Origin of the sequence: Metamycoplasma neophronis, from assembly GCF_006491995.1 — a bacterium.
GTDB lineage: Bacteria > Bacillota_I > Bacilli_A > Mycoplasmatales > Metamycoplasmataceae > Metamycoplasma > Metamycoplasma neophronis.
In genome coordinates this window covers 15,002-37,938 of the sequence record NZ_VHHP01000001.1, presented here as the reverse complement: position 1 = coordinate 37,938, position 22,937 = coordinate 15,002, and the positions used below count along the sequence as shown (strand labels likewise).

The window sequence follows — 22,937 nt, the reverse complement described above, 5'->3', positions numbered from 1 at the left end:
TGGTAAAATTAATTTTAGTATATTTAGAAAGGGAAATATGTCAAGCGAAAACAAAAAAACACAAACTACTGAACAAAAAGCCAAAAGAAAAAAAATTCTTTGAGGCATTTTTTGAGGTACCGCAGTTTCTGCAGTTGTTGCTGCCGGAATTGGTATTCCTTTAGTACAAGCTAAAAAATCTTTACCTAAACCAACCCCATTGTTGAATAATGATTCAGTTATTATGACATTAACCGGCCCAAATGGTAAAGAAGTTAAAGTTACATGAGGCAACATTAACCAAGTTCATGAATTAGTAAATGCAAACAAAAACATTGCAACTGGTGTTGAACAACATTTAACCAAATATCTATACGAACAAGAATATAAAGGTTCTTTATGATACGAAGCTGTTTATAATGCGGACAAAGCTAAAAGTGATGAAAAATCTTTTGCATTGCCAACTATTGAAAAAGTACGTCAAGATGTTACTAAAGAGCTAGATGATGTTGAGAAAAAATACCAAGAACAATATGGTGTTGAGAAAAAATGAGAAGAAAAATTTTTAGAATATTTAGCCTCGCCACTATACGGTAATGCAAAATCAAAAACTGAAGCTATTGAATATAAAGTTACAGAAAAACTAAATAAAGATGCTTATCGTAGATATCAAACTCAAGTTAATACAGACTTCACTTATTCAGAATTAAAAAACGGAATCGTTGCTAATAAAGATGTTTTTTACACATATAAAGGCGAAAAAATTGAAATAGCTAAAAAAGGCGAAACAATTCGTCTAAGCTTTGCTAAAGAAAATCAAAACTATGTACTTCCAGCTGAAGACACTATCGAATTAAAAACAGATAGTAAAGATGAAGTTAAAGTTCCAATCTTTACAACCAAATCTTATGTAGAGGCATATATAAATGCTGATAGATTTATTGCGCCATGAATCGCTCGTAAACAATCAGTTGTATCGGGCATGACGTTGAGTGCACACCCTAACATGACCGATAGTTCTGCAGCATGAACCGTAACAAAAGCGGAAATGATTAAGCTATTAACTTTCAGTACTTATTTAGTAGATGACAATCAAGTTCAAGTTGCATTAGGAATTGACAAATTAGCAGATTTCACCGGTGTCAGCCCACTTTTAGAAAGTGCTAACATAACTTCGGCCGAAGAAATTGCTGCAAAAAATACTGAGAAAATTATTCAATATGTAGCTTCAAATAATAAAGATGCTGCTAAGTATGGCTCAGAAGGTTATAAAAATATTGTTGATCAAATTAACACTAATGACCCAGCGAAGTACATTCCTCTAATGTCAGTATTATTAGGTGATGCTACTGCTGATAGTGGTATTTATAAATATTCTGAAAAATCGACATTATTTTCAGATTTAAAAAATTCATTAGTGGCTATTTTTGGTGAAGATAAATTCAGTTATGATTCAAAAACTCAAAAAACATTTAAAGAAGTATTAAGCCAAGCAGCAGTTACTAAAAACAAAACTGATAACTATGTTGAAGAGTATGCTAAATACAATGAAGCCGTGTCTAAATACATTAACCAAATGAATGATAAAGATTTCCAAAACAAATTTGGCATGGCGTTCAGAGATGCATTTGGCGATGCTAATAACAGCTATAAAATTGGTTCATTAATTAAAGTTGGAAGTAATTTCTTGACTGTAAGTGATGCCGGAATTGCAATTAAAAACATTTATGTATTAAGCACTCCAGAAATTGTTCAAAGATTGATTGCTCACGATTTGGCTATTCAATCAAAAGCAAACTATACAAGCACGTTAACAACTCAATTGTTCAACCTAGACACGATTTTTAATGGTATTTTAACTAAAGACTTTATGGTAAATGACTTACTTTCGCAAGATGAATTTAAAACATATATCAAACAACAAGAATACACAAATTTAGACAATAAAACAGTTAAATTTACAGACGACGATATTGCAAAAGCATTAAAATACGAAAAATTACTTGATGAAACTCAAAAATACCAATTAATTCAAAATAAAGCTAATGAAATAAAAACATTTATTAAAGCTAAATTTGATAATGGTGTTTATGCTGACTTTAAATACAATCAAGCATCAAATCAATTTTACTTAGATCCACACGACACCCAAGATGTATTGCCATATTTATTCAATACCATTGTTAACTTTATCAAAGGAATTTAAAAAGGAGAAGTATGAAAAAAATTAAATTATTTGCGCCATTATTAGCTCCTTTAGCAATAATCCCAACTGTTGCTGTGGCAATTTCTTGTCAAAAAAATACCGACACTAATGGCAATGCTGGCAATCAAGAAAATGTATTAAAAGACACTTTAACCAAAAACCAAATTTTAACTACCATTACTAATACATATCTTTCAAGTTTTTATCAATCTGAATTCCAATTATTAGATGAAAATAGCAAAAAAAGTGACCCTATTCTAGCTTTATTAAATTTAAATAACTCAGAGTTATATAAAACTGCATGAAACATTTTTCAATTTTATGCTGCTAATAAATTACAAGAAAACTCACAATTTTTCTGAAATCTAAAATCAGCATATATTAATGCAAACATTGACACTTCAACATTTAATCCAGCGCCATTTACCATTCCATCTGAAAGTGATTTTAGATTTATGTTGCAAAACTCAAATCTAATTAGCAATAACATTCGTTTAGATATTCAAAAATTATTATTAGCCCAAATTTATTTACTAAAAAATCGTGACGACTATCGTGCTTTAGCCAACAATGACAAAGGTCAAGATAAATATCAATTATCATTGGCATCAAAAATGAATGATAAAGATACTCCATATTTACAAAAAGATATTTATGCATCACTTGATTTGGCTGACAATTCACTATATCTAATTAAATACTTAATTGATAACCCATTATTAGAATCATGATCATTTACTGATAATCGTGAAATGAATTTACGTTGAGGTAAAGCAAATATTTCGACATTCGAACAATTTAATTCATTGGCTTCATATAACCCTTCAGGTCGTCCACAATATGAATTAAACCCTAAGGCAACTTATCCAGAACAACTAATCGCAACCGGTGCTTCAGAAGGCGAACATGTACTTGAGAATTTATTGGCTTACAAAGGCTTAATTAAAAACTCGTATACAAGTGGTCTTCTATCGGGTTCATTATACGGAATCCAAGCCAACTTAGCTAGTGTATTTGGTTTTGTAGACCCTTCAAACAACCGAGTATATTCACAAGATAGTTTTAAATTTGCTGCAATTTTAGCTGCTGCTCAAAACCAACCTAAAGCATCTGCTTCTGCTTCATTAATTACTAAGGCTACCGAAAGCAAATTAGCTTCATTCTCGGCAAGTGATATTGACTTTGATGGCTTAACTCGTGATGCACAAAATGCTTCATTATTTACTAAACAATTAGAAGTTAATGGCCATTCATATGATTTACAATTCGAACAAAAAGGCATTATTAGTTTTGATGGGCAAATCTTAACAATTCCGATGCGTTTATCAGTAAAACAATTATCAGCTAATAATTACTATGACTTTAATGCAAAATTAAATTATGATAATAAAACTAAAACATTTAGCACCCCAAGCGAAGATATCGCATATAATTTAGATAAGTATGCAAAAGATGTTGATATGATTAAAGATAACCAAATCAATGCTCAATACGTAGTGAAAATTGCACCTCTATATCAAAACAAAAAAGTTTTAGATGCAACAGGTAATGAAGTAACTAAAAAAGTTTTAGCATTCGATAACACCCCTTGAGAATCATACGAACAAAAACAAATTATAGCTAATAACATTATTGTTCAAAATGCCGATGCTATTTTCAGAGAAGCAGTATCATATTTCAAAGAATTAGGTTTTGAATTTGATACAACCAAAATGAATAAATCAGTGTTAGATATGCTTAAACTAGAAGGATTAATTTAAACATGGAAAGAGATATATTTCAAAGAATTATAGACAGAGATATTCCAGCAACAATTATTTATGAAGACGCACGTGTAATTGCGTTTCTTGACATTGACCCAGAGAGCAAAGGACACTTTTTAGTAGTGCCTAAAAAATACTCAGAAAATTTATTTGACATTACTGATGAAGATTTGAGCAACTTAATTTTAACGGCTCGTAAACTAGCATTAGAACAAGTCGAAAAATTAAACGCCACCGGATTCAAATTGCAAATTAATAATAACGAATCTGCTGGGCAATCAGTGATGAGAACACATGTTCATATCATCCCATATTATGAAGATTAGTCTTTAAAAGTTAACCTTGATATAAAAAGGTTGACTTTTTTATTTTTAGATGCTAAAGCTAATTAGTATAATTATTTTATGGAATATGAAATTAGAGGCATTGTCTTGCATAAGCAAGATATAAACGAATTTGATGAGATTATCACCATAATTTCGGACAATGGCAAGGTTACTTTTTTTGCACCCGGCGTTAAAAAAGTAACATCAAAAAATAGGTCTGCTTTATTGCCACTTTGTTTGAGCAATTTTGAAATTATTGATAATGAAAAAAATGATCTATTGCCTAGACTAAAACGGGCAACTCTAATTAAAAGCATTCCTTGAAATACCCAACTACAACAAGAATATAAAGACCTAGTATTCTTTTTTAAAAAAATCGAAAAAGCTGATTGCATCACACTGCTAAATGATTATCAAGAAGTTATTGATGATCTAAGCAATAACAAAAATAAAGTTATTGACTATATTCTAAATTCATTATTAGGTATCTTAGGTATAAAACCAAGATATGACCGCTGTGTTGAATGTAACAATACGCAAAACATTGTGAATTTTGAATTTCACAAAGGCGGTTATTTATGTGCATTACATAGTCCTAATAATAATTTAGAAAGGCATATTTTAAATGCCTTGTATTGAATGAATAAAAATTATTGAGCGTTTGTTGAAGAATGTAGCTCAAATGATGCATTTTATATTCGTAAAATGATTATTCAATATTTATTAGAAACAACATAGAAAGGAATCGAATGAGTCAAAAGACAATAATTAAAAACTTAAAAAAACTAATGGTGATTTATATTGTTTCGCTATTTATAGGGCTTGCCTTATTTATATCCGGTATTGCAATAATTGCCTTGGGACAAAAAGCAATTGAAAATAATGTTAATCGATTGATTATTGTAGTGATTTTTGAATTTGTCGGAATTCCATTATTTTTCATTTTTATGCGCTTTTTCTTATTAATATTTAGATTAATAAAAGCAATTGAAGGGTTGCGTTATGAAGTTGATCAACAAAGGGCAATAAATCTACGTGAAGATATTGTTTTATCATCTAAAAAAGTGATAAAAAGTTTGGTTACCCAATTATCTCAAATCAGTCTTTATTTCAGAAAATACTTAGCAAATAAAGTTGAGGAGTGAACAAATGAACAATATTAAAGATTTATTAAATGAACGTTATGAAAACGTAGTGAAAAGACTGAATAAAAGTAATAAAAAATACATTACTTTTACAATCATATCAACTCTATTTTTTGCTTTAGATTTTGCTTCAATCATTTATTTATTTACGATGTCATGAGTTAATAAAATTTTTTCTTATGTCATGATGGGAATCATTTCAGCTTTTGTAATTGCAACTTTAATTTTTCTAATTTTAGAAACAAACAATAAATTGCAAATGAAATTGAAGGGTATTGATTATTTAGTTTACTTTAATCATCAATTTTTGACTAAAGAAACATTATTATATGAACTTGCTAAAAATCACGAATTAAACTTAAAAAGTACTGAACCGCTTGAAATGCTGCCAAGCAATGCAGAAGAATTGGATACATATAAATACATTTTTGAATATCTAAAAAATTCAATTGGTAAGAATATCTATATTAAATTCGAAAATGTAACTAGTGATAGCAAATTAAAAGAATTTATTAGAAAGCATCCTAAATCTTGCTTAGGATTTGAAAGTTTTGAAAATACAATAAGAATACAAGTTAATAAAACATATATTCCAATTATTGAAATCATTGACAGTGTTGCTAATGACAATTTAGTAGTGATGACAAATTCAGAAGTTCTTAATATAATAATTAATTATCATTTTAAATTAAATCAATCTAATGCACATTCGGTGTATGAAACGTAAAAATTTAATATTTATAATAAAAGTCGCCAAAGTGGCGACTTATTTTTATCTTTTTGAATCAGGATTTCAAATATAGCTATTTATTAATGTTTTTGCTTCTTCATAGTTTATGTTTTTATCACCATTTACTAATTCAATTCAAGAACCATAAACTTGATTACCGGGAACAAAAACATAGCTTGCGCTTCAGTCTTGCTTATTTCATGTCTTGGTTTTTGAATCGTAAGTAACTGATTTATTAGCAATGTCACTATTTCCGAACAATTGACCGTATCCGGTATTTGGATCATTAATTGCTCTAATAACATCTTTTGCGGATACATCATTAGCTTTTGTGAAGCTGTCATTAAAATCAGAAATATCATCCCCAATTTTCATAATTACTCTGAATCTAATGCCTTCAACGCCATTGATGCTAAAAGTTGTATTACTTACTGTGTTCATTCTGGTTTCTTTATTGTAGTTACCATTTGTGGTAGTTCATGGTTGAGGGTTTTTAACATCAACACCCTTCATTCATCAGATTCAATCAGGCATGTATTTTTCTTCTAATCCAAGCTCTTTTAAGTTCTTAAATGAACCGGCTTTATGTTCGCTCATTTTTCTATTTGAGTTAAACATAACAACGCCACCTTTTGATCATACATATTTAATAAAATCAATTGACCCTGGAACTTCTGATGAGATGCCCGCCTTAACAAAGTTGCTTCAACTTGTGTAATCATAGTTAATATTTTTAGAAGCAAAATAGTTTTGTAATTTGAAGTTATCTAAAACAGTTTCATCTAAGTCCATAAATACAACAGGAATGTATTTGCTGGCTTCGGGAGCAGTTATACTAACCGCATCATTAGTTACGGTTACGTGAGAGATTGAGATTGAATCTTGACTGACCATTTTGTCGAATAATAATTTTGCGTGACGATATGTTTGCAAACTTTGAGCTACCTTGTCGGCGCTAAATGAGTTTCAAACATTTGATTTTAGGCCAATAGCAGTATTAAGTTCGTCAGTTATTTTTTGAGATGAAGTATTATTTTCCACACTGTTTTGTACAGGAGGCGTTTCTTTTTTTGTTGATGAACAAGAAGCTGCTACTAAAGGCATGGCAACCACGCCCAAAGAAGCTGCTGGAATTAAAAATTTTAAGATATTTTTTTTCATTAAATTTTTTGTACCTTTCAATTTATTTACATTTTAATTATAAATTATAATAAGGTAAAAATAAAATATCTCCTATGAGATATTTGACGTTTTATTTTTTTCGTAATTATTTTTTTGTGTATTTTCAGATAATTTTTTATTTTTATCAGCAGTAATTTTTTTATTATCTTTGTTTAAAAGCTTTTTATTATTTTGCTCTTTTTTAAGTTTTGATTGGTTGATTTTTTTATTTGAAGATGGTTTTTTGTCTTTGTTTTTAGATAATTTTTTGTGTTTTAATTCATTTTCGGTGAATTCATCTAAATCAGGATTTTCTTCAATTTTGGCTTTAATATGATCAGTAAATAATATAGTTGGAATGATAACTACATTTCTGCGTTTATTTTTATAGAAAAATGGAGCTAATCTATCAATCATCAATTGTTTTAATTGCGGAACTGTTCAATCATTTGAATTTTTAATCGTGTATAAAACAGCCCCATGAACAATTCTTTTGGCTTCTTCAATTAGGTGAAGCGAGTTTTTAACTAAAAATGCTCCGCGAGAAACGATTCGTGGTTTACCTAAAATCAAATTCTTTTCTTTATTGATTGCAATAATAACATGTAAAAAGCCGTTTTGACCAAGTTCCATTCTTTCTTTCATAATTTGCGAATTTGTTTTTGAAAGAATATTACCATCAATGAAAACAGGTCCAAAATATACTTTTTCTTCTGATAGTCTTAATTGATGATTTTCTAAATAATAAACATCACCCAAACGAGCAATAACAACATTTTCAGGGTCAACACCAGATTCGGTTGCTGTATATCCATGCACAACACTCATTCTGTATTCGCCGTGATATGGCATGAAGTATTTTGGTTTAGTTAGTTCGAAAATTTTTCTATGTTCATCTTTATAAGCGTGTCCAGAAGTATGTAAATAACCATCCACACCATTTTCACGAATAATCGCTCCTAATTTGTATAGTCTATTAACTAACAATTCAATTTTAGAACGATTGCCAGGAATTGGACTCGATGAAAAAATAATAGTATCTTTTGGCTTGATAGTTACATTAGGGTGTTTACCAAAACTCATTTTTGCAAGCCCGGCCAATTCTTCACCTTGTGATCCAGTGGTTAAAATTAATAATTCGTTATCATCAAATTTAGACATATTTTTCTTATCGATGAAAATTTCATCTGGCGCATTAATGTAATTCAAACGACGACCAATTTCAATATTATCAACCATTGAACGGCCAAAAGCTATCACTTTTTTACCCATTTCGGCAGCTAATTCGATAATTGCTTTGATTCTTGTTAAGTTTGATGCAAAAGCAGTAACGATAATTTTTTTCTCAGCTTCTTGCATGTATTTTTTAATGTCTCTTAAAATATCACTTTCAGATGGTGAGTGATTTGGCCGCATTGCATTAGTTGAATCAGAAAAAAGAACATCTAAGCCTTCATCGCCAATTTGTTTTAATTTACTAAAATCAGTCATGTTACCAATTGGAGTATAGTCGAATCTAAAGTCACCAGTCATCATTAATGAACCGTTAGGAGTTTTTACTCTAATTCCGAATGCATCGGGAATTGAGTGTTGCGCAGTTCAATAATCAACTTGACAATCTCCAAAATCTCAGGTTGCGTCTTTGGTGGTTTCGAAAAACTCAATTTGACGCTTAATTTTCATATCTTCAAATTTTAGTTTTAGATATTGAATTGCAATCTTTGGAGCATAAATTCGTTTGATATTAACTTGTTGTACTAGATATGGCACACCACCGATATGATCTTCGTGTCCGTGTGTAATGAATAGACCTTCGATTTTATCTTGATTTTCAGTTAAATAAGTAAAATCAGGAATTGAACCATTAACTCCGGTTACAAATGAGTCACAAAATTTAATACCTGTATCAATGATAAAAATATGTTTATCATATTCAATGACAAGCGTACTTTTGCCAATTTCTTGCATTCCTCCTAAACCAAAAATTTTAGTTGGTTTCATATTACCTCCTATGGATTATTATTTTATGAAATAAAGTCAGAAATTTAACTTTATTATTTTAACAAATAAAATTATTTATTAGATATTATCTATAAATTAATTAATTATTTTATTTTTATTAAGCATAGCTGATTTTTATTGTTATAACATTTATGTTTTTATTTTATACTTAAATTCGACTAGAAATCAATAAATTAGCTAAAAAAAATGTATTTAAGGTTAAAAAAGCCGATTTTTTTAATAAATCGCCCTTAAAATTAGAAAAAAAGTATTACAATAGTACACATGACAAAAAACGAACTAGAAGAAAAAAGACATTACTTAAAAAAATCTTACAACGATGCTAAAAAAGTAGTTGTACGTGGAAACATGTTTATGCTAGCTATTGGTCTATTGCTAGGTGCATCATTTGGTGCTCTAGTGTCATCATTAGCAAACGACATTATCATGTCAGCTATTACTCGTGCTATTAAATTAAACGTAAGTGATTGAGTTTTATGACCTTTAAAAGAAGGGGACAAAGTAACTGGTGGTATTTACATCGGTAAATTCCTAGCTGCTTTATTACAATTTGTTATCGTATCAACATTTATCTTCATAGGATTGCTAACATTCTATCTAATTAAAAATGCTATCGATTACAAAAAAGCTCAAAAACAACCAATCGAAGAAGAAGCTCCAGCACCTGCTCCAGCTCCTACAACAGACGAGTTAATTTTAGCCGAATTACGTAAAATGAATGAAAGAATGACTGTTGCTAAAAAAACAACATCAACAGCCAAAAAATCAACTAAATAAAATTTATTTTAGATTAAAGAGAGGGAAGCAAGTTTAATGACTTGCTTTTTTAATTTATTTTATAAAAACATATTAATATAAAAAAATAATGCTAAAAAAAATCATAAAATATGGTTTCAGCTGCTTATTTTTATAAGTTATTTTATATTTATTATTAATATAAGTTTTTTTGTTCGTTTGTTTTATTTATAGTATAATTTTTAACGTGTTAATACACGTAATAAATGTCTAAAAACACAAATTGTAAAAATAAAAAAAGGAGATCATTATGCCAATGAATTTAAAAGGTCGTAGTTTAGACTCAGCTCTAAACTTCACCACAGATGAAATTAACTACATTTTAGAACTTTCACAAGAATTAAAAAGATCAAAAATGCAAGGACTACACACAAACAACCGTCCACTAGTTGGAAAAAACATCGTTATCATGTTCCAAAAAGACTCAACTAGAACTCGTTGTTCATTCGAAGTTGCGGCAGCTGACTTAGGTGCAAGCTGTACATACATCGGACCTACAGGTTCAAACTTCGGTAAAAAAGAATCAGTTGAAGATACAGCTATGGTTCTAGGACAAATCTATGACGGTATTGAATTCCGTGGATTCAAACAATCAGACGTTGACGCTTTAGTTAAATACTCAGGTGTTCCAGTTTGAAACGGTTTAACCGATGCTGAACACCCAACCCAAATGTTCGCTGACTATCTAACAATGAAAGAATTTGTTGGAGACTTAAAAGGTAAAAAATTAGTATTTGCTGGGGACATCAAAAACAACGTTGCTCGTTCATTAATGATCGGTGCTGCATTCTTCGGAGTAAACATCGTTCTATGTGGACCTAAAGCACAATGAGACATCGTTAAAAATGGACCAGACCACAAAGCAGTTTACGAAGCTTGTCAAAAATTATTTGAACGTAACGGCGGATCTGTTGAATTCTCAGACAACAAATTAGAAGCTGCTAAAAACGCAGATGCTATCTACACCGACGTTTGAGTATCATTAGGAGAAGACTTCTCACTATTTGAACCACGTATTCAAGAATTAGGCGCATTCCAAGTAGACATGGCCATGATCAAAGCTGCTAAAGAAGATGTTATCTTCCTACACTGCTTACCAGCATTCCACGACGACCAAACTTTATTCTCAGCTGAAATTAAAGAAAAATTTGGTGCTAAATACCCAGTTGTAGCAACCGGTGCTATGGAAGTTACTGACGAAGTATTCAAATCAAAACACAACAAATCAATTCAACAAGCTGGAAACCGTATGCACACCATTAAAGCTGTTATTCTAGCTACATTAGGATACTAATTATGAGTAGAATTGTTATTGCATTAGGTGGAAACGCTTTAGGAAACAACCCTGAAGAACAAAAAGAACTAGTTAAAGTTCCTGCTAAAAAAATTGCTGAATTAGTTAAAGCAGGACACGAAGTTATCGTTGGTCACGGTAACGGTCCACAAGTTGGTATGATTTTTAACGCATTCGTATCAGCTAACTCAGTTAACGCTAAATCACCATTAGTTCCTTTACCAGAAGCTGGCGCAATGAGCCAAGGTTACATTGGATACCACATGGTTAACGCTATTACAAATGCATTCCATGAAGAAGGATTAGACGACAAAGAAGTTATGTACATCTTAACTCAAACTTTAGTTGATGCTAATGACCCTGCTTTCAAAAACCCAACCAAACCAATTGGCCCATTCTTTGCAACTCGTGAAGCTGCTGAAGCTGCTAACCCAAACAGCGTAATCGTTGAAGATGCTGGACGTGGTTACAGAAAAGTTGTTGCTTCTCCAAAACCATTAAACTTCGTTGGAATTAACCAAATCGAAAAATCAATCAACGCTGGCGCAACAGTTATCGTTGGTGGTGGAGGAGGAATTCCTACTGTTAAAGATGAAAATGGATTCATCAACGGTGTTGATGGTGTTATTGACAAAGACTTTGCTTTGGCAAAAATGGCAGTTTTAGCAAAAGCTGACTTCTTCATCGTTTTAACAGCAGTTGACTATGTAAAAGTTAACTACGGAAAACCAGACCAAAAAGACTTGAAAGAAGTTAATAAAGCTGAATTACTACAATACATTTCAGAAAACCAATTCGCACCAGGAAGTATGCTACCAAAAGTACAAGCTGCTATTAAATTCGTAGAAGAAGGTGGAAAAGCTGCTTTCATCGGTGATTTAAAAGACTTAGAAGACATTATTGCTGGAAAAATCGGAACTAAAGTTACTCTAAACTAATTAGAACAATTTATATATAAAAAACAACCAGATTTGCTGGTTGTTTTTATTACGCTTTTTAATAGAATTACGGTTTAAATTTTTTTTAAAAAAATTCAATAAAAAAACTCTTGGATTAATCCAAGATTTTTTATTTATATCATTATTGTTTTGTTGCTTCATATAAAATAATTGAAGTTGCAGAAGCTACGTTTAGCGATTGAATTGCGTCTTCTTTTTGTTCAATATAAATAACTTCATCGGCATGCTTAATTAGTGTTCCCGAAACGCCTTTTTCTTCATTGCCGACCACTAAACAGGTAGGCTTGGCAAATTTAACTTGATGAAGTTTGTTTGCTTGAGGGTTTAATGCTGAAACATATACTCAGAAACCATTTCTTTTAAGTTCTTCGCAAGCTTCGTATACTGAAGACACTTTGATAATCTTCACATTTCTAAAACCACCTGATGAAACTTTCATTACGGTCGATGTTACATCGCAAGCTCTGTCTTTTGGTATGATAATATGCTTAATCCCAAAAACATTAGCTGAACGAATAATAGCTCCAAAATTTTGAGGGTCTTGAATGTGATCTAACACTAAAACATTTTCTGGTTTATCTTTAAATATCGTACCTAAGTCATAGTATTGATAATCTTCGACTTCAGCTATGTAACCTTGGTGATTATCACGAGTCATTTTATCCATTTGGTGACCATCCAAAAATACAATATTTTTGAATTTAATTGCACGATTTACCAATCCCTTACGTAAGTATAGAGTTTTGATTGGGTAGTTTTTTTGAAGTGCTTCCAAAACTGAGTTTTTACCACAAATTAGTTTCATTAAATTAATTCTCTTTTCTTTAATTCATCTCTTAATGAATCGGCTTTTTCATAATTTTTATTTGCGACTTCTTGTTTTCATAGTTTGTAAAGATCTTTATCTTCCTGTGAAATTTCGCGTTTCATAAAAGTAAAACCTAAGATTTCCATTATTTTTAAAAATGTATTGAAGTCTTCGGCTTTTTTCGTTAATTTAATAATTTCAGCATGAGCTTTAGCAAATTCTAAATCAGCTACTGCTTGAATAACTTCTTTGACTTTGCTCTCATTAACAGATGAGTCGATGTTTTCTAATTTTACTTTGTTATAAATTTGCTTAAATTTATTTACTTGTGCAAAGTTAACTTCGAATAATTCATCAGTTAAATTAATTGGTTTTGTATAACTGGTTGTTAACATTAATAATTTGTATGTATCTGCGTTATATTTCTCTAAAAAATCGTGTGGATAAATAATATTTCCAATCGATTTAGACATTTTTTGGTTTTTATAGTTTAATGTCCCGAAGTGCATTCAACTTTTGGCAATATCTTCATTGTGAAGGGCATAATGTTGAATGTTTTCGTTTTCATGGTGAGGGAAAATTAAATCAATTCCTCCCCCGTGAACATCTAATTGTTTTCCTTCAAAATACTTATTTATGAAGCAACTACATTCTGTGTGTCATCCTGGTCTGCCTAAACCAAAAGGACTTTCAAATTTAATGCCATCAGTGGTATCTTTTCATAGAGTAAAATCATATGGATGATGTTTCCCTAAAATACCATCTTCATCAGCCAATAAGTTTTCTAATTTTTGGTGACTTACTGAACCATAGTGGTATTTAAATTTATCAATATTGAAAAATACATTGCCGCCAACTTGATAAGCTGCGTTTTTATTAATTAATGCTTGAATATATTCATACATATCTTGTAATGAATCGGTAACCCTAACAACTTTGGTAGGCATTTCAATATTGAATTTTTTGAATAAATCAAAATAATAGTTTTCATAGAAACTACTGATTTCTTTTTCGCTTTTTCCTTCGGCTTTTGCTTTAACGATAATTTTGTCATCAATATCTGTGATATTGTGTAAATAAAATACTTCCTCTCCTAAGTATCTTTGTGCTCTGATCATAAGATCGAATGTAATTGTAGGTCTTAAATTGCCAATGTGCGGGTAATTATACACAGTTGGGCCACATAAATAATATCTTTTCATAGTTATTATTATATATAAACTCAATTAAAAGAAAGTAAGTTATTTTATAAAATAAAAAAACTAATTAATTTTATATAATTTTAATTATGAACGCAACAAAAGATATTATCATCGCTTCTATTGAAGAAGCGCTTAAGAAATTAAATATTTCTAAGCCAGTAATTTTAACCGAAGCTAAAAATTATGGTGACTATTCAACTAATATTGCCCTAACTTTACAAAAAGAATTAGGCAAAAAAGCAACTGAAATAGCTCACGAAATCGTTAAAAGCATTGACTTAGCAAAATACCCAGAAATTAACGAAATCAAAGTTGCAGAACCTGGTTTTATTAACTTTTGGGTTTCTAATTCGGTTTTAGCTGATACTGTAAATACTATCAACAAATTGGGTGAACACTACGGTGATATCACCAATAGTAAAGGAGCATATAACGTTGAGTTTGTATCAGCCAACCCTACCGGATATTTACATATAGGACATGCAAGAAATGCAGCTATCGGAGCCACCTTATGTAATGTTTTAGAAAAAGCAGGACATAGAGTTATCCGTGAGTATTTAGTAAATGACTACGGTAACCAAATGAATAACCTAGCAGCTTCAATTTTCGCTAGATATCAACAAATTTTCAACCCTGACTTCCCAATGCCAGAAGATTCATATCGGGGCGGAGATATTGTTGAATTTGCGCAAGCATTCTACGAAAAATATGGTGATAAATATAAAGGTGTAGAATACACTGATGAAATGCGTAAATTCTTCCGTGAATTTGGTCGTCAATTTGCCTTAGAAAACATTGAAAAGGACTTAAAACGTTTTGCTGTTTGGTTTGACTTATATACTTCTGAAAGTGAACAATACGCAAAAGACCGTGTTTGACCAGTGATTAGAAGATTAAAAACCACTTATCAAAAAGAAGGTGCTACTTGATTAGAAACAACCAAAGGTGGTAAAGATGATAAGGACCGGGTAATTATTAAATCTAATGGTGATTCAACATATTTATGCGCTGACATTGCATACCACGAACAAAAATTTGTTGAATTAAATGATCCTGAAGACGGTGTAATTATTGACGTTTGAGGAGCTGATCACTCTGGTTATGTAGAACGTGTTAAATTTGCTTTCGAAGATTTAGGCTGAAGACGTGACCAATTAGAAGTATTGTTATTCCAATTAATAAGAGTTATGAAAGACGGTAAAGAAGTTAAAATGTCTAAACGTTTAGGTACTTCTTTAACATTAAGAGAATTGTTAGACCTTGTCGGAAAAGATGCAATCAGATTTTTCTTAATTGAAAGATCTTATAATTCAAAAATTGATTTTGATATTAATAAAGTAAATAGTGCTGACGAATCAAACCCAATGTACATTATCAAATATGCTCACGCTCGTTGTGTGCAACTACTTGAAAAAGCAAATATTGCTAACCCTGTTGCTAAAGAAATTGAAGATGAGTACGCTCAAAAATTAGTTGCAGAATTAAAAGAATATCCAGATTTAATTGCAACTATGGCAAAAACCTATAAAGTTAATTTATTACCTCCATATTTATTAAAATTAGCTGGAGCATTTAACTCATTTTACTCAAATACCAAAATTTTAGGTAGCAAAAATGAGCAAGATTATATTGCTTTAGTAAAAGCTACAAAAACAGTTTTAGCAAACGGAATGAAGTTAATGGACTTAGATATTCCTGACAGAATGTAATAACAAAAAGCACGCGGAAACAACCGCGGCTTTTTTAATATTTATTTTATTATGTGTGATTCTCAATCTGTTTCAATTAAAGGAGCTTTAACTTCGATTTGGTTAAAATCTTGCTTTTTAATTAAAACAAAATTATCATCAACAAAATTTAGTTTAGGCATAGAAATAACTATTTTATCATTCCTGTTTGAATTAGAATCAAAAACTATAATTGCTGAATTTGGAGTACTTTGGTTATTTATTAGTCTTTCTGTATTAGTAAATTCAACATATTTTAACTTATTTGTATTGTTCTTCACTAATTTTAAATTGTTGTCTCATATTTCAATATTTCCAATTAAGATTTTTTCTAATTCCCTTGTATCACCATCGATTAATACAGAGTTACGAGAAAAACTTTTTAGTGATGGTAGATTTAATTCTTTTATAAATCTTCCTAAAGTTAATGCATCTTCAAGAGCTTTTAATTTAGGCATTTCTAATGTTCTCAATTTTGTTTGTACAAATTTTCCGGATGATAGTAGACTTGGCAATTTAAGAACTTCTATGTCTTCTGGCAATGCTCTTTCTTTCATTTCTTTTAAATTTGTAAATTCCGCATTTTTTCCTAAAAGACCATTTGTGTTTAATGCATATGAGCCTAAAAATTCAATTTTAGGTATATTTACAACAATTTGATCATTTTTAATTAAATCTATACCTAAATTATTAAACTTGTATTTTCCTATATATTTTATATTTGGCAAATCAATTTTTGTTAAGTTAGTCATGTTTGATTTATCAAAAATATTTGTACGACTAGAATCATAATCTGCTAAGGATTCAATTGAGTCAAGTTTAAATGTTTTAAGTTTATCTGAAATGTTTCAAAAAGTCTTTAGTTCTATATTTACTAAACTTGGCAAATTAATTTCTTCAATTTGCGTTCCGGATATAAAATTATTTTTTGCTGTTTTTAACTTAGGCGCAATTAATTTTGACAATTTTGAAGCGTTATAAAATGCCATATTTTCTATAGTTTCTACCATAGGCATATTTGCTTCTAATAAACCTGTATTTGAAAAGGCTTGTTCTTTAATAGTTTTAACTTCTGGCAATTTAATATTTGTTATAGCTGTATTTACGAATGCTCTTAGACCAATTGTTTTAGCCCTTGGTATAGAAACATCAACTAAATTTAAACAACCTCTGAACATTAAATCACTAATGGTATTAATACTATTTAATTCTACATGTGTTAATTTTTTATTGTTTTCAAAAATACCTATATATGTAGTATAGTCATAGTAATAATGACTATAATTATTATCTTTTTCTATCAAAACATTTTCTCTTGTATTTTCTTCTATGTCAACTAAATTAGGAAGAATTACTTTTTGTATATCAGTATTATAAAATGCTTGTTTTCCTAAATAAGTTAAATTCTTTAAATTTATTTCTGTTATTTTGGAATTAGCAAATGCCCCTCTTCCAATTTTTTTAATTGAATCTGAATTCAAAGACTGTTTTATATTTGTCTTTTCAAAAGCAAGTTCACCTATTTCAGTAACCGCCGAAAAATCAAAATTTTCAATTTTTGTTCTTCTTAAAGCATAATCATGAACTTTGGTAATTTTATTAGCAAGAGTTAAATTTACTAAATTTTTACATTTATTAAATAGATAAGGACTTAGCTCAGTTATATGTCCTAAGTTAGCTTCTTTTAGTGAATATAAATTATTAAATAATTCGCTTTTTTCTATAATATATAAGTTTTCAAAAGAAATAGAAGTAATTGTTTCATTTCACGATATTTCATATCCACTCTGATCTTGAAAATAAAGACTACCGCCTTGTCTTGGTGAAATTTTATAAACTTGAGGTAAGTTAATTATTGATGGCATTTTCGCGCCATTCTTACGTTTTATATTATTTAATACACCATTTAAAATAGTGAATTCAACACCTTTAATCTCAACAACTTCTTCACCCTTTTTGTAAGGCAATATTTTTTCTATTGCTAAATTAATATTTTCTAGATATTCTTTGGTTTCATCGATTGTTTTAGTTTGCTTTTGATTTATTTCTTCTGTGTATGAACTAATCAATTCAGGACGGGCTAATTTTAAATATTCATGAGATTCAATATCTTGAATAAATCTCCATTTTAGATTATCTGATACTCTTTTTCTTTCTAGGTTTTTTGATTCAGAAATTTTATTAATTTTATTTATGTTTAAGCTTACTTTTTCAGTATCAAATCTTTCGCGGGCAGCTTTTTCTATTTCATTAATATCTTCATCTAATAAAAATGTATAAGTTTTTTTAACATTTGACACGTAAGCTTCAATAGCGCTATCTTTTATTTTTGAGGCCTGTTCAATAAAGAATAAATTGATTTCATCGAAGCTAGTGGTGCTATATTGATTTAAACTTTGTTTCAGACTTTCTCTTTTTTCTTCGGGGATTATTGTTAAAACATCAATTGCCGCAATAAGTTTATTTTTAGTTAGTTCCAATACCTTGGTTACGTATTTAGCAAACACATCCTTAAATTCTAAATTTTCTTCTTGACTAATAATGTCGGCATCGTAAATATCTTGTGCGAAACTCTTTAAAGTTTCTTTGTCAAAACTATTAAATTTAGGATTTTTAGAATTTATAGATTCCATAATTTTATTTGCTGCTTTTAATACAGAAATATACTTATTGAATTCATCATAATTGTAAGATTTAGAATTCTTAATTTTATTTAGTTCGCCAATATAAATATTTTTGTATGCATCAGAAGAAATGGCTGTAGAATTTTCATTTATTAAGGCTAAATATTTGTCATAACCATTTTGATTATTTTCTTCTTTTAATTCTTCAAATAAAGCAAGCAATTCGGGTTCATTTGTTTTTTCATTAATGTTTAATATCACTTCTTGTTTTTTATCATCATTAAAATATTTGAATGATTTAATTTCAGTAACTAATTTATTTTTAATAAGTGCAATTGCCTCTCTATCGATATCTTGTATACTTCAACCTTCATTTTTAAATAGTAGTTTTTGCAGTTGTTCTTTGTCTTCTGAAGTAATTGAAACTAATTTTAAGTCATTAATGTAGGTATAAACTTCATTGACATTCGTTGCTGTGTTATAAATATCTAAAAAGTTTTTAATTAAATCAAAGTCTAACTTGTTTAATTCTAATTTTTCTAGGTAAGCATTTTTAACTGATTCATTTTCAAAAGTCGAAATTTTTTCTTTGTATTTTGCATATAGATCGTTCAATAAATATGTTTTAACTTTATTTTCTAGAACATCTTTGGTTTCGGTTTTTACGTTGCTAAAATCAATTGCATTTAAATATTTGATGCTTTGCGATTCTTCAATGTTCTTAATTTGATTAATAATGTCTTTAACAAATTCTTTAGCATTTATTAAGTTGTTTTCAATGACTTCATTATCGATGTTATTTATTGCAATATTGTTAAGGTTTTCTTGGTTTAGTTTTTCAATATAACCCATAATTTCCTGTGTGCTTAAATAAGGATATGAGTTTAATAAATCTTTTACTCTTTTAACATTGTTGCGAGTATCTTTGTCAACTAATTCTTCTTTAGTTATATCTTCTTTGTTTTCATTAATAAAATCTTTAATAATTTCTTGTTTTTCATTGTTAGAAATGTATTGATATTCATCTGATTTAAGTTTAGTCAAAAGATCATCATATTTGGAAACAAATTCGACTCTTTTTGCTAAAGCATTCAAATCTTCGAAAGTAAATAAAGGTTGCGTTGTTTTGCTTTCGATATAATTTTTAATTTCAACGGTTTGTAATTTTTTAGCTTCTTCTAATAATTTTTTAATTAAGTTCTGTTTAACTAAATTAAATACGTTATCTTCAATCAAGTTATATGCCATAACTTTATAATTAGCATCGGCTATCGCCTTATCGATTTTGGCCATATCTTCTTCATTTATAAATGAAAGCATTTTTTCAGGAATTTGACGATATACTAAAATACTCAAAGCCTCTTTGTTTATATTGTCAAGTTCTTTAGTTAAATTAATAATTTCATCCTGATTTGTTGAATATTCAATGGTGGTTTTTTTGGCAGAAATTTTTTCCTGTAAAGTTTGCACTTTTTCATCTTGGGAAATCAAGTTTTTTAATGCTGATATATTAGGTAAAACTTTTTCTTTTTCTATATATTGTTTTCTTAGCCGACTAATATTTTTATTTAAAATAGCAGCAGTAATATCTTCTTTACTGAAATCTAAATATTGATTATCAATAATATTTTTAAATTCATTGATTGCGCTTTGGTTTTGGAAATTGAGCATAAGAGCAATCAAGCTATCTTTATTTTGACTAATCCCTTTTAATTCATTATTTTTAAGGAATGTTATATTAGCATCAACTACTAATGCCTCGTCAATAATTTCTCTAAACGCAAAAATATTTTCAATGTTATTTTTAATATTTTGATAATAAGATAACATTTTTTCTTTAAGTTCTGCATTTTTGATTTGTTCAATTAGTTGTTCTGTAAATGATTGATATGATTTCAATAATTCTTCACGAGATTTATTTAATAGTTTATAAAGTTCTTCTTTATTAACTTTATTGGCTTTTAAAGTCTCTGAAATTTGTTCCTTTTGTTCTTTGTTAAATTCTTTATTGTTGATAATGCTATCAATTAATTCACTTACGTTGTTTAAATTTTGCCTTTGAGCATTTTCTCATTTAGTATTAAGTTCATTAATTGCTTTTTCATATAATCTAGTATTTTCAAAGTTAAAATCTATAGGACGTTGTATCACATCAATAAAATTTTCAATTGCATCGTTACTTAAGTATTCTAGTTTTCTAATTGCTAAAATTTTATTTTGTTGTTCCGTTTGATATTTGGCTTTTAATGTTTGCATTAATTCACTGACATATTTTTTAACATTGCCATCTAATTCGGCTAATGTTTTTGAGTTTTCAATGTCTTTTAAGAATTTATCTTTATTTGTAATTGCAAGGTTTAGATTAATTCTTTCTTTGTAAAAAGATTTTAAAATACCTAGAACTTTATTTTTAAAAGGTTCAATTTTTTCAAGTGAATTTACTTCTTTTTGTTCGTTTACTGCATTACTTACTTGACCATTAATTAGATCCTTATCTAACTTAATTTCGCGTAATGGTTTCAAATCTTCATCTAAAAAAGATTTTACGTGGTTATTTTTAACTTCGGCTTGTTTTAGAAGTTCGTTAATTGTTTCTATACTTGAAGCTTTGTTAACTTGTTCTTTAAAGTCTTTTTTATCAACTTCGTTTACAAAATTTAGATTTTGAATTTTGGCATTTGTTTTAAGTTTTAAATCTGAATTTTCGTCTTTATTGTTGCAAGCTACTGTAATTGCTGAAAGACTAGCAAAAGACAGCGCTCCCAATAAAGTTAACACTTTTTTGTTTATTTTCATTTTTCCCTTTCATTTTTTGTAAATTTTAAATTTAATTTTATTATAAGGCATCCATATATATATATATATATATCGCTGCAAAAATATATCAAAATACAAAAAAAATTGTATTATTGTTCTTTTGCATAATTTAAAAATAAAAAAACACCCTTGATTTAAGGTGTCTTTATGTAACTTAAATAAATTATTTCACTGTTTATCCAATAAAAAAAATTGAAAGTTTTTGTTAAATTATTAAAAAATGATATAAAAAAAATGGCGGGTAAGAGAGGATTTGAACCTCCGCGGGTACGTTAATACCCCTACAGTCTTAGCAGGACCGCCTCTTCGACCACTTGAGTACTTACCCATTTTACGCCATTAGCATAAAGTATTATATATTAAAAAAAGCGAGAATTTTTAAATTCTCTTGCTTTTACGATCTTGGTGGATAAATTTCATTATAATCAACATCATCTGAATATATACCAAGTTTATTAAATTGAGCAAAATCACTAGCTTTAGCAAGTTCATGATAATAATCTTTATTAGATGTAAAGAAATTGCTTTTTTTATTTAAACTTATATACCCCATTCTAGCTTTGCCAAAATAAACAATTTGTTCGTTTAAACAGTAAACTTTATTATTGTTTTTATTTCTATAATAAATTATGGCAACTATTCTCTTATAACGATCTCAGTATTGATGAGTTTCATCATTCGATGGCGATATTGTTTTTTGTGGCATTACATAAACTTCTTTTGCATTTTGCAAAATATCGGTTGTAAATTTCTCAGCTAATTTTCCATATTTATATTGCGATCCAGTTGTATCAATCCATTCGCCATTTGGTTCTTTTTTATGTGTTTCGGGTGTGTCAATGCCACTGAAACGATATGTTTTTCCATTATCAGCCGAAAATGTATCACCATCACGAATTTTTAGTATATTAACTTTAGTTAATTTTCCGATTTCATCCTCTGAGCTTTGTTGATATTTTTCAAAATCTATTGGTTTTATTCCGTATGAAGAATCAAGCGTTTTATTTATTTTATTTAATTGGTTTTGAAGTAATTCATCTTCAGCATTTTGTTCATAAATCGTAATTGAGTTATTTAAAAGATTTTCTAAATTTTTCTCAATAGAGGGAGCATATATTATATTGCTATATGAATAATATAACGTCGTAATGCCGTTATATAGTTCTTTTAATATTTTGCTAGAAGATTCATCGGGTTGGGTTATTTTATGACCATTTATTACTAAATTAGAAGCGTCATTAGATTGATTATGCGATTCATCATATTCCTTGCGATTTGGTTCGTTTTTTGATTTATTCAAACATGCGACTGATACAATAGGCAAAGATGTTATTGATAGCGCTGAAGCAAGGGCTAAAAATATTTTTTTATGTTTCATA

At 29.1% G+C, this 22,937-nt stretch carries 16 protein-coding genes and 1 tRNA gene; 10 read left to right on the top strand and 7 right to left on the bottom strand.

From position 1 onward, the window contains the following. Positions 1-37: 37 nt before the first annotated feature. The 6 genes from FJR74_RS06995 (at position 38) to FJR74_RS00140 (ending at position 6,146) form a co-directional block, all read left to right on the top strand. On the top strand, positions 38-2,185 hold the full coding sequence (locus FJR74_RS06995) for a HinT-interacting membrane complex protein P80 (protein WP_140914528.1): 2,148 nt from the start codon (positions 38-40) through the stop codon (positions 2,183-2,185). An 11-nt stretch (positions 2,186-2,196) separates the two neighbouring features. Continuing rightward, positions 2,197-3,945 carry a HinT-interacting membrane complex lipoprotein P60 gene (locus FJR74_RS06990; RefSeq protein WP_140914527.1) on the top strand — a complete coding sequence of 583 codons (1,749 nt, stop codon included), beginning with the start codon at positions 2,197-2,199 and terminating at the stop codon, positions 3,943-3,945. 2 nt (positions 3,946-3,947) lie between these two features. Next, on the top strand, positions 3,948-4,274 hold the full coding sequence (hinT, locus tag FJR74_RS00155; protein WP_140914526.1) for a histidine triad protein HinT: 327 nt from the start codon (positions 3,948-3,950) through the stop codon (positions 4,272-4,274). Positions 4,275-4,352: 78 nt separating this feature from the next. Continuing rightward, positions 4,353-5,012 (top strand): DNA repair protein RecO, encoded by a 660-nt coding sequence (gene recO, locus FJR74_RS06985; protein WP_140914525.1) that lies wholly within the window; start codon positions 4,353-4,355, stop codon positions 5,010-5,012. 11 nt (positions 5,013-5,023) lie between these two features. Next, positions 5,024-5,437 carry a hypothetical protein gene (locus FJR74_RS00145; RefSeq protein ID WP_140914524.1) on the top strand — a complete coding sequence of 138 codons (414 nt, stop codon included), beginning with the start codon at positions 5,024-5,026 and terminating at the stop codon, positions 5,435-5,437. Beyond that, the gene (locus FJR74_RS00140; protein ID WP_140914523.1) at positions 5,424-6,146 is read left to right on the top strand and encodes a hypothetical protein; all 723 of its coding nucleotides are present in this window, start codon (positions 5,424-5,426) and stop codon (positions 6,144-6,146) included. The genes FJR74_RS00145 and FJR74_RS00140 overlap by 14 nt, the downstream gene beginning before the upstream one ends. A 45-nt stretch (positions 6,147-6,191) precedes the next feature. Here FJR74_RS00140 and FJR74_RS06980 read toward each other — a convergent pair whose 3' ends face one another. Continuing rightward, on the bottom strand, positions 6,192-7,310 hold the full coding sequence (locus tag FJR74_RS06980; protein ID WP_140914522.1) for an HAD family acid phosphatase: 1,119 nt from the start codon (positions 7,308-7,310) through the stop codon (positions 6,192-6,194). A 72-nt stretch (positions 7,311-7,382) separates the two neighbouring features. Then, a complete protein-coding gene (locus FJR74_RS06975; protein WP_140914521.1) occupies positions 7,383-9,311 on the bottom strand; it encodes a ribonuclease J in 1,929 nt (642 codons plus the stop codon). Between the two features lie 285 nt (positions 9,312-9,596). On the opposite strand from FJR74_RS06975, the gene FJR74_RS06970 reads away from it, so the two are divergent. The 3 genes from FJR74_RS06970 (at position 9,597) to arcC (ending at position 12,359) form a co-directional block, all read left to right on the top strand. Further along, positions 9,597-10,109: a large conductance mechanosensitive channel protein MscL gene (locus FJR74_RS06970; protein WP_140914520.1), complete on the top strand. Its 513-nt coding sequence runs from the start codon at positions 9,597-9,599 to the stop codon at positions 10,107-10,109. A 268-nt stretch (positions 10,110-10,377) separates the two neighbouring features. Beyond that, a complete protein-coding gene (gene argF / locus FJR74_RS06965; protein WP_140914519.1) occupies positions 10,378-11,421 on the top strand; it encodes an ornithine carbamoyltransferase in 1,044 nt (347 codons plus the stop codon). Positions 11,422-11,423: 2 nt separating this feature from the next. Then, on the top strand, positions 11,424-12,359 hold the full coding sequence (gene arcC / locus FJR74_RS00115) for a carbamate kinase (protein WP_140914518.1): 936 nt from the start codon (positions 11,424-11,426) through the stop codon (positions 12,357-12,359). Positions 12,360-12,501: 142 nt separating this feature from the next. Here the strand turns inward: arcC and rlmB are convergent, their stop codons facing one another. Continuing rightward, complete coding sequence (gene rlmB, locus FJR74_RS00110) at positions 12,502-13,188, bottom strand: 23S rRNA (guanosine(2251)-2'-O)-methyltransferase RlmB (RefSeq protein WP_140914517.1); 687 nt, start codon at positions 13,186-13,188, stop codon at positions 12,502-12,504. Next, a complete protein-coding gene (gene cysS / locus FJR74_RS00105) occupies positions 13,185-14,390 on the bottom strand; it encodes a cysteine--tRNA ligase (protein WP_140914516.1) in 1,206 nt (401 codons plus the stop codon). Before cysS ends, rlmB begins: the two co-directional genes overlap by 4 nt. Before the next feature lie 86 nt (positions 14,391-14,476). On the opposite strand from cysS, the gene argS reads away from it, so the two are divergent. Further along, on the top strand, positions 14,477-16,099 hold the full coding sequence (gene argS, locus FJR74_RS06960) for an arginine--tRNA ligase (protein ID WP_140914515.1): 1,623 nt from the start codon (positions 14,477-14,479) through the stop codon (positions 16,097-16,099). A gap of 41 nt (positions 16,100-16,140) precedes the next feature. Here the strand turns inward: argS and FJR74_RS06955 are convergent, their stop codons facing one another. From FJR74_RS06955 to FJR74_RS00085, 3 genes are all read right to left on the bottom strand, one after another. Then, positions 16,141-21,537 (bottom strand): leucine-rich repeat protein, encoded by a 5,397-nt coding sequence (locus tag FJR74_RS06955; RefSeq protein ID WP_170178320.1) that lies wholly within the window; start codon positions 21,535-21,537, stop codon positions 16,141-16,143. 256 nt (positions 21,538-21,793) lie between these two features. Then, positions 21,794-21,886 (bottom strand) — tRNA-Ser (locus FJR74_RS00090). Between the two features lie 66 nt (positions 21,887-21,952). Beyond that, complete coding sequence (locus FJR74_RS00085) at positions 21,953-22,936, bottom strand: thermonuclease family protein (RefSeq protein ID WP_140914513.1); 984 nt, start codon at positions 22,934-22,936, stop codon at positions 21,953-21,955. Position 22,937: the final 1 nt, after the last annotated feature.